Source organism: Actinosynnema sp. NPDC059335 (assembly GCF_042752395.1).
GTDB lineage: Bacteria > Actinomycetota > Actinomycetes > Mycobacteriales > Pseudonocardiaceae > Actinosynnema.
Genome location: NZ_JBHYXZ010000073.1, coordinates 32718 through 41542, shown reverse-complemented (window position 1 = coordinate 41542; position 8825 = coordinate 32718). Strand labels below are relative to the sequence as shown.

The following is an 8825-nucleotide window of genomic DNA, read 5'->3' as shown; positions in this document are numbered from 1 at the left end:
GACAGACGTTCGGAACACCCGAGTTGAACGTTCAGAACAAGGCCGGTCGTCCTGAGCGTTCAACTCGGGGTACGCGAACGTAGGACACGCGCGTTCTCAACGTAGGACACGCGGGTCAGGGGAGGGTGGCGAAGGCCATCGGGCGGGTCGAGGTGGGCTTGTACTGGGTGGTCACGTTCTCGTTCGCGCCCCACCAGTGACCGGTCGGGACGTCGTCGGAGCCGGTGCTGATGAAGATCCAGCCGCGGCCGACGCCGGTGTACTCGGTGGTGCCCGACCGGCGGGTGTCCGGGAACAGGTGCACCGGGGAGCCGGACCACGTGCTCGGCACGCCGTGCGGGTTGCTGGTGCTGTCGATCACCGGCACGGCGTACTCGCGGGTCGACGCGTTGCCGTCGCGGTTGTAGAGCTGCGGTGCGCCGGCGACGATCATCGTGTGCCCGGTCGCGTCGCCGGTGCCGCCCGTGGAGTCGAGGTACTTGACCGCGATGACGTCGCCCGCCACCAGGCTCGGCACCGTCGTCTTGGCCGTGAAGTGGTCGGCGCCCGCCTGCAACCCGTCGTAGTACTGCGCCGAGGTCGGGCTGGTGCTGCCGAACTCGGTGGTCAGGTAGCTGTCGGTGGCCCACGAGAACGTGTGCCTCAGGGCGAGGGTGAGCAGCGGCGCGCACTTGGCCTTGCTCTCGTACGTGGTCGGGCTGCCCGGCGTGCCCCACACGGCGGTCGACGCCCCGTCCGGGTGGCCTAACTCGCCCGGGTAGTGGTTGTAGGTGTCCTGTCCCGGCCACGCCAGGGAGTTCAGCTCATCGGCGAGTTCGGCCAACTCGGCGTACAGCGTGGCCGACGTGGCATGGGCGGGCGGGGCCACCGCGAAACCGACCGCCACGGCGGCGGTGCAGGCGGCCAGGGCACGACGGATGAACATCGGGACGTCCTCTCACGGGTGCGGCCAGTTCTCGGTTTGAGAGAGCGACACCCGCCGCCGCGGATACGAGGCCCACGTCACACGGACGACGCCAAGCGAACACGGAGTCAACAAGACAGCTCACACCTGGAGGGCGGATCCCGTCTTTCACGCGGAAATCCGAGGGTTCTTGTTTGACTGTGTTGACGTTGGCGTGCCAGATCGACCAGTCTTGGCTTCATGACGACTTGGCCCACCGGTGTGCGCGGCCCGGCGTGGGGCGCCGACTACAACCCCGAGCAGTGGCCGGAGGAGGTCTGGGCCGAGGACGTCGCGCTGATGCGGCGCGCCGGCGTGAACCTGGTCAGCGTCGGCATCTTCTCGTGGGCCCTGCTGGAGGTCGAGGACGGCCGCTACGAGTTCGGTTGGCTCGACCGCGTGCTCGACCTGCTGCACGAGGGCGGCATCCGGGTCGACCTGGCCACCGCGACCGCCTCCCCGCCGCCGTGGCTCAGCTCCGCGCACCCCGACACGCTGCCGGTGACGGCCGACGGCGTCCGCCTCGCGCACGGCTCCCGCCAGGCGTACTGCCCCAGCTCGCCGACCTACCGCGCCAAGGCCGTCGCGCTCGCCCGCGCGCTCGCCGAGCGGTACCGTGACCACCCCGCCCTGGCCGCGTGGCACGTCAACAACGAGTACGGCTGCCACGTCTCCCGCTGCTACTGCGACCGCTGCGCGGAGGCGTTCCGGGCCTGGCTGCGCGCCCGCCACGGCACGCTCGACGCGCTGAACGAGGCGTGGGGCACGGCGTTCTGGAGCCAGCGCTACACCGCCTGGGACCAGGTCCTGCCCCCGCGCGCCACGCCCACCCTGGGCAACCCCGGCCAGCTGCTGGACTTCGACCGGTTCGGCTCCGACGCCCTGCTGGAGCTGTTCAAGGCCGAGCGGGACGTGCTGCGCGAGGTCACCCCGGACGTCCCGGTGACCACGAACTTCATGGTGACGTGGAACTTCTCCGCGCTGGACTACTGGCGCTGGGCCGCCGAGGTCGACTTCGTCTCCAACGACCACTACACCCGCGCCGAGGACCCGGAGCGGCACGTCGACCTGGCGTTCTCCGCCGACCTGGTGCGCGGCCTGGCGGGTGGCCGGCCGTGGCTGCTGATGGAGCACTCCACGTCGGCGGTCAACTGGCAGCCGCGCAACGTCGCCAAGCTGCCCGGCGAGCTGCGGCGCAACTCCTACGGGCACCTGGCGCGCGGCGCGGACGGCACGCTGTTCTTCCAGTGGCGGCAGTCCCGCGCGGGCGCGGAGCGCTACCACTCGGCGATGGTGCCGCACGCCGGCCCGGACACGAAGGTGTTCCGCGAGGTCGAGCAGGTCGGCGCGGAGTACGCGCGGATCGCCGGGCTCGTCGGGTCCACCGTGGACGCCTCGGTGGCGATCGTCTTCGACTACGACTCGTGGGCGGCGTTGCGCCAACCCGCGCACCCCACCGCGGACTTCGACTACCAGGCGCACGTCTTCGCCTACTACCGGGCGTTGTGGCGGGCCGGCGTGACGGTCGACTTCGTGCCGCCGAACGCGGACCCGGCGAAGTACCCGCTGGTCGTCGTCCCGGCGCTGTACCTGGTGGACGACGCGAGCCCGTACGAGCGCTACGTCGCCGAAGGCGGCCACCTGCTGGTCACGTACCTCTCCGGCATCACGGACCCGCGCGGCCACGTGCACCTCGGCGGCTACCCCGGCGCGTTCCGCGACCTGCTCGGCGTGCGGACCGAGGAGTTCCACCCGCTGCGCGCGGGCGAGGCGGTGGCGTTGGACGACGGCTCGTCGGCGACCGTCTGGACCGAGCACCTGCACGCCGACGGCGCGGAGGTCGTCGCCTCCTACGTCGACGGCCCGCTGCCCGGCGTCCCGGCCGTGACCCGCACCGGCCGCGGCGCCGGCGTCGCCTGGTACGTGGCGTGCGGCCTGGGCGACGACGGGTTGGACCGGCTGCTGCGGACCGCGCTCGACGGGGCCGGGGTCGCGGTCGGCCCCAGCGGCGGCGAGGTCGAGGTGGTGCGTCGGCGCGGTGGCGCGGCGGGATCCGCCGTATCGTGGCTGGTTGCGATCAACCACGGTGGCCGTGACGCCGAACTGCCCGCGGTGGGGGTCGAGCTGCTGTCCGGCGCACGGGCGTCGGGCCGCGTGGTCGTGCCCGCCGGTGGCGTGGTCGTGGTCCGGGAAGAAGAGGTGTGACGTGCTGGCCCGCCAGAGACAAGCGGTGATCCTGGAAGAGGTCCGCCGCACCGGCGCGGTGCGGGTGAGCGACCTGGTCGTCCGGCTGGGCGTCTCGGACATGACCGTGCGCCGCGACCTGGACGTGCTGGCCGCGCGCGGCCTGGTGGAGAAGGTGTACGGCGGCGCCACGTCCGTGGTCGGCCGCAGCACCGACGAGCCGGGCTTCGAGGCGAAGTCGGTGCGCCAGCTGCCGGAGAAGGAGGCCATCGCCGCGTTCGCCGCGGGCCTGGTGCGCCCCGGCACGGCGATCGGCCTGTCCGCCGGCACGACCACGTGGACGCTGGCCCGGTTCCTCGACGACATCCCGGACCTCACCGTGGTGACGAACTCGATCCGGGTCGCCGACGTGCTCCAGCAGAGCGGGCGCACCGACCGCACGGTCGTGCTGACCGGCGGCGTCCGCACCCCGTCGGACGCGCTGGTCGGACCGGTGGCCGTGCAGGCGCTGCGGTCGCTGCACCTGGACGTGGTGTTCCTGGGCGTGCACGGCATGGCCGAGCGCTCCGGCTTCACCACGCCCAACCTGAACGAGAGCGAGACCGACCGCGCGCTGGTCGACGCGGCCGGCCGCGTGGTCGTGGTCGCCGACCACACGAAGTGGGGCACCGTCGGCATCTCCACCATCGCCGCGCTCGACGAGGCGGACGTGCTGGTGACCGACGAGGGACTGGCCGAGCCCGCCCGCGCGGTGCTCGGCGAGCAGGTGGGAGAGCTAATCCTGGCGCACGTGCCGGGACGCGGAGAGGAACTGGCGTGAGGCGCACGACCGGGAAGCTCGCCGACGGTCGAGAGATCATCTACTTCGACGACACGCCCGACGCGCCCCCGCGCGACGCGGTCGACACCCGCGACCTGCCGCGCGCGCAGCCGCTGTCGGAGGTGCGGCGCGACCCGCTGACCGGCGAGTGGGTGGCGATGGCGGCGCACCGCCAGACCCGCACCTACAAGCCGCCCGCGGACCTGTGCCCGCTGTGCCCGTCGACGCCGGGCAAGCCGACCGAGATCCCCGAGTCGAGCTACGACGTGGTGGTGTTCGAGAACCGGTTCCCGTCGTTCGCCGAGGGCGTGCCCGACCTGCCGTCCACTGTGGACGGGATGCCGATGGTGGCGCGGGCGCCGGGGCGCGGCCGGTGCGAGGTCGTGTGCTTCACGTCCGACCACACCACGTCGTTCGGCTCGCTGCCGGCGTCCCGCGTCCGCACGGTGGTGGACGTGTGGGCCGACCGCACGACGGCGCTGAACGAGGTGCCGGGCGTCGAGCAGGTCTTCCCGTTCGAGAACCGGGGCGAGGAGATCGGCGTCACGCTGCACCACCCGCACGGGCAGATCTACGGCTACCCCTTCGTGACCCCGAAGACGGAGCGGATGCTGGCCGTCGCGGCGGACTACCAAGCGTCACACGGCCGTCCACTGATGGGTGATGTTCTGGCCGCCGAACGTGCGGCCCGCACGCGGGTGGTCGCGGAGGGCGAGCACTGGACGGCGTTCGTGCCGGCCGCGGCCCGCTGGCCGGTCGAGGTGCACCTGGTCCCGCACCGGCAGGTGCCCGACCTGCCCGCCCTGTCCGACGCCGAGCGCGACGACTTCGCGGCCCTCTACCTGACCGTGCTGCACCGCCTCGACGCGCTCTACGACCGCCCGCTGCCCTACATCGCGGCCTGGCACCAGGCCCCCGTGCGCACCGGCCGTGACCTGGCCTGGCTGCACCTGGAGGTGTTCTCGGTGCTGCGCACCGCGGACAAGCTCAAGTACCTCGCGGGCTCCGAGTCGGGCATGGGCGTGTGGATCAACGACGCGACCCCGGAGCAGATCGCCGAGCGGCTGCGCGGGACCGCCGGATGACCCGTCCGGGTCACGCTCGCGCCGCGACTCACAACTGATGCCCAGTTTCGTTTAAGGCTGCTCTCAGGCGGGCACCGCACAGTGGTGGACATGACCGATGACGAGCAGCCGAAGCCGCCTCAGCAGTCGCAGCCGCCGCACTCGCAGCAGTCGCAGCCGCCGAGCCCGTGGGCCCGTGGCGGCGGCGCCGGACTCGGTCAGGACGACGCCGACGACGCGGGTGCCGTGCAGGGCGGCGCCGGCGCGTCGGGGTCCACCGGTGCGCCGGGCGCCTGGCAGGCAGGCCCGTCGCGGTCGGAGGACGTGACCGGCGGGTCGGCGGGCGCTGTGCAGGGCAGCGCCGGCCGGCCCGCCGAGGTCGCCGGGACGGCCGGCGACGACGCGCTCCGGCCCGACAGCGTCACCACGAACGACCCCTCGAACTCCGGCTCGCCGGTCGCTCACCCGAGCGCCGCCGGGCCCGTACCCGGGTCGCCGGCCGCGCACCGCGCCGGTCACCCGGATGACTTCGGCTCGTCGGCCGCCGCCGGCCAGTCGGGAACCGGTCGGGTGGGCGCCGTGCAGGGCGGCGCCGGTCCGACCGGAGCAGGTGTGGCCGGCGCTGTGCAGGGCGGCGCGGGCCAGACCGCAACCGGTGGGTCCGGCGCCGTGCAGGGCGGCGCCGGACTGCCGGGGTCCGGGTCGGAGGGCTGGCACGCCGGCTTCCACCGCCCGGAGCACACCGGTCCGTACGGCGTGCCGCACCAGGGCGTCGGACACGACCACGCCGGCTCGCCGATCCCGACCCCTTCGGGGTCGGCGCAGCCCGGCGGCCCCTACTACGCGCACCCCGGCGCCGCGCCGGCCGCGCCGCCCCGGCCGCGGGGACGCGGCAAGGTCGTCGCCGGCGTCGCGGCGCTCGTGCTCGCCGTCGGCGGTGTCGCGGGCGGTGTCGGCGGCTACGTCGGCTTCCAGGCCGCCGAGGAGGCCCGGCCGGTCACCAACGCGCTCGACCAGGCCCCGCCCGCGCAGCAGAGCGCCGACGCCCCGGCGGGCTCGATCGAGCAGGTGGCCCAGAAGGTGCTGCCGACCGTGGTCCAGGTGCAGGTCAGCGGCGGCGCCGGGTCCGGGTTCACGCTCAGCTCCGACGGCCTGGTGCTCACCAACAACCACGTGGTCGAGACCGCCGCCAACGGCGGCCCGATCCAGGTCAAGCTCCAGGACGGCCGCGCGTTCGACGCGAAGATCGTCGGCCGCGACCCCACGTCCGACCTCGCCGTGGTCAAGATGGAGGACGTCTCCGGCCTGCCCACCGCCGAGCTGGGCAACTCCGGCGACCTGCGGATCGGCCAGCAGGTCGTGGCCGTCGGCTCGCCGTTCGACCTCAACGGCACGGTCACGTCCGGCATCGTCAGCTCGCTGAACCGCCCGGTGCGCGCCGGCGGCCAGCAGGGCGGCGTGGAGACCGTGCTCAACGCGATCCAGACCGACGCCGCGATCAACCCCGGCAACTCGGGCGGCCCGCTGGTGAACATGCGCGGCCAGGTCGTCGGCATCAACTCGGCCATCTACAGCCCAAACTCCAGCCAGTCGTCGCAGGGCGGCTCGGTCGGCATCGGCTTCGCGATCCCGATCGACCAGGCCCGCCGCACGGCCAAGGAGCTGTCGGAGACCGGCAAGGCCACCCAGACCGTGCTCGGCGTCCAGGTGGTGGACGCGCGGGAGGGCGGCGCGGAGATCCGGGCCGTGACCGGCGGCGGCGCGGCCGAGGCGGCCGGCATCAAGGCCGGCGACGTGATCACCAAGTTCGGCGACCGGCCCATCGACACCTCCGACGCCCTGGTGGCCGCCGTGCGGTCCCGCGCGCCGGGCGACAAGGTGCAGCTCACCATCGGCGGGAACCGCACGGTCGAGGTGACGCTCGGCAGCCAGCCCGTGGAGATCCGCTAGGCCCGCAAGCCCCGGCTCACGTGCCCGAGCCGGTCGTGGAGGCCGCATACCGGCGGGGTGCCCTCACCCGTCGGCGTGCGGCCTCTTGCCGTGCGTCGCCCGTGCGGGCGGCACACTGCGGTCGACTGCCGACCGACTGTGGGGCGTGACGTGGGTGAGACAACCGGACGGGTGCTCGTCGTGGACGACGACGTGACCGTGCGCGACGTGGTGCGCCGGTACCTGGAGCTGGCCGGGCACGAGGTGGAGCTGGTCGGCGACGGCGAGAGCGCGTTGCGGCGGGTCGCGGAGCGCGAGCCGGACCTGGTCGTGCTGGACCTCATGCTGCCCGGCGTGGACGGGCTGGAGGTGTGCCGGCGGCTGCGGGCACGCAGCGCGGTGCCGGTGGTGATGCTGACCGCGCTGGGCGAGGAGGAGGACCGGATCGCCGGGCTGCGGCTCGGCGCGGACGACTACGTGACCAAGCCGTTCAGCCCGCGTGAGCTGGCGTTGCGGGTGACGTCGGTGCTGCGGCGGTCGCGGGTGGCGCCGGCGCGGTCGGCGTCGGTGCTGACCGACGGCGGGCTGCGGGTGGACGTCGGCGCGCGGGCGGCGTGGCTGGACGGCCGGGAGCTGTCGCTGACCACGCGGGAGTTCGACCTGCTGGTGTTCTTCCTGACCCACCGCGGCACGGCGTTCGGCCGGACCGAGCTGCTGTCGCGGGTGTGGGGCTGGGAGTTCGGCGACCGGTCCACCGTGACCGTCCACGTGCGACGGTTGAGGGAGAAGGTGGAGGCCGACCCGGCGCGGCCGGTGCGGATCGCCACCGTGTGGGGCGTCGGCTACCGGTACGACGGCGGCGCGTGATGCTGACCGAGATCTACCACGTCCTGCCGTACGCGGTGCTGTTCTCGCTGCCGCTCGCGCTGGTCGGGGCGGTGGTGCTGCGGCGGTCGTCGAACGGGTCGCTGGCCACCGCGCTGACCGTGCTGGCGCTCGTGCCGGTGGTGGCGACCCTCGGCGGGGTGCTCGCGGTGAGCGGGTTCATGTTCACCCCGATCCTCACCACGGCCCTGCTGGTGTGCCTGCTGGTGGCGTTGGTGACCGTGCCGACGGCGGTCCTGCTCGGGCGGGCGGTGGCGCGGCGCAGCGTGTGGGAGAGCGAGGCGCGGGAGCGGGAACGGGCCGCCGAGGCGTCGCGGCGCGAGCTGGTGGCGTGGATCAGCCACGACCTGCGCACGCCGCTGGCCGGGATCCGGGCGATGGCCGAGGCGCTGGCCGACGGCGTGGTGGCGCGGCGCGACGAGGTCGCCGAGTACGCGGGGCGGATCTCGGGCGAGGCCGAGGCGTTGTCGCGGATGGTCGACGACCTGTTCGAGCTGTCCCGGATCACCGCCGGCGCGCTGCGCCTGACGTTCGCGGACGTGCCGCTGGCGGACGTGGTGAGCGAGGTCGTGGCGGCGGAGCGCCCGGTCGCCGCGCGCAAGGGCGTGCGGCTGCGGGGCGACGCGGTGACGTGGCCGGTGGTGCCGGGCAGCGACCCGGAGCTGGCGCGCGTCGTGCGCAACCTGCTGTCCAACGCGATCCGCCACACCCCGCCGGAGGGCGTGGTGGAGGTGCGGGTGGAGGTGGAGGGCTCGTCGGCGGTGCTGCGCGTGGACGACGGGTGCGGCGGCATCCCGGACGCCGACCTGCCGCGGGTGTTCGACGTGGCGTTCCGCGGCACGCCGCACCGGCAGCCGGTCGGCGGCGGGCTGGGGCTGGCCATCGCGCGCGGCCTGGTGGAGGCCCACCACGGCACCATCACCGCCCGCAACCACGGCCCCGGCTGCCGGTTCGAGGTGCGGCTGCCGCTGAGCGCACCACGCACCGCTTGACCGGCAAC

7 protein-coding genes are annotated in these 8825 nt (G+C 73.9%); 6 read left to right on the top strand and 1 reads right to left on the bottom strand.

Translation table 11 applies throughout. From position 1 onward, the window contains the following. Positions 1-115: 115 nt before the first annotated feature. Positions 116-925 carry a hypothetical protein gene (locus ACFXGA_RS22700; protein ID WP_378090823.1) on the bottom strand — a complete coding sequence of 270 codons (810 nt, stop codon included), beginning with the start codon at positions 923-925 and terminating at the stop codon, positions 116-118. 219 nt (positions 926-1144) lie between these two features. On the opposite strand from ACFXGA_RS22700, the gene ACFXGA_RS22695 reads away from it, so the two are divergent. The 6 genes from ACFXGA_RS22695 to ACFXGA_RS22670 all read left to right on the top strand — a co-directional run bounded on the left by ACFXGA_RS22695 (position 1145) and on the right by ACFXGA_RS22670 (position 8817). Beyond that, positions 1145-3148, top strand: a complete 2004-nt coding sequence (locus ACFXGA_RS22695) for a beta-galactosidase (RefSeq protein ID WP_378090822.1) — start codon at positions 1145-1147, stop codon at positions 3146-3148. Between the two features lies 1 nt (position 3149). Further along, positions 3150-3947 carry a DeoR/GlpR family DNA-binding transcription regulator gene (locus ACFXGA_RS22690; RefSeq protein WP_378090821.1) on the top strand — a complete coding sequence of 266 codons (798 nt, stop codon included), beginning with the start codon at positions 3150-3152 and terminating at the stop codon, positions 3945-3947. Further along, positions 3944-5032 carry a galactose-1-phosphate uridylyltransferase gene (gene galT, locus ACFXGA_RS22685; protein WP_378090820.1) on the top strand — a complete coding sequence of 363 codons (1089 nt, stop codon included), beginning with the start codon at positions 3944-3946 and terminating at the stop codon, positions 5030-5032. Before ACFXGA_RS22690 ends, galT begins: the two co-directional genes overlap by 4 nt. Positions 5033-5122: 90 nt before the next feature. Next, the gene (locus ACFXGA_RS22680; RefSeq protein WP_378090819.1) at positions 5123-6961 is read left to right on the top strand and encodes a trypsin-like peptidase domain-containing protein; all 1839 of its coding nucleotides are present in this window, start codon (positions 5123-5125) and stop codon (positions 6959-6961) included. Positions 6962-7111: 150 nt separating this feature from the next. After that, the gene (locus ACFXGA_RS22675; RefSeq protein ID WP_378090818.1) at positions 7112-7807 is read left to right on the top strand and encodes a response regulator transcription factor; all 696 of its coding nucleotides are present in this window, start codon (positions 7112-7114) and stop codon (positions 7805-7807) included. After that, positions 7807-8817 carry a sensor histidine kinase gene (locus ACFXGA_RS22670; RefSeq protein WP_378090824.1) on the top strand — a complete coding sequence of 337 codons (1011 nt, stop codon included), beginning with the start codon at positions 7807-7809 and terminating at the stop codon, positions 8815-8817. Before ACFXGA_RS22675 ends, ACFXGA_RS22670 begins: the two co-directional genes overlap by 1 nt. Positions 8818-8825 lie beyond the last annotated feature (8 nt).

Coding starts and splice junctions, on each gene's coding strand:
- ACFXGA_RS22700 (WP_378090823.1), bottom strand. CDS start 925: ATGTTCATCCGTCGTGCCCTGGCCGCCTGCACCGCCGCCGTGGCGGTC.
- ACFXGA_RS22695 (WP_378090822.1), top strand. CDS start 1,145: ATGACGACTTGGCCCACCGGTGTGCGCGGCCCGGCGTGGGGCGCCGAC.
- ACFXGA_RS22680 (WP_378090819.1), top strand. CDS start 5,123: ATGACCGATGACGAGCAGCCGAAGCCGCCTCAGCAGTCGCAGCCGCCG.
- ACFXGA_RS22670 (WP_378090824.1), top strand. CDS start 7,807: ATGCTGACCGAGATCTACCACGTCCTGCCGTACGCGGTGCTGTTCTCG.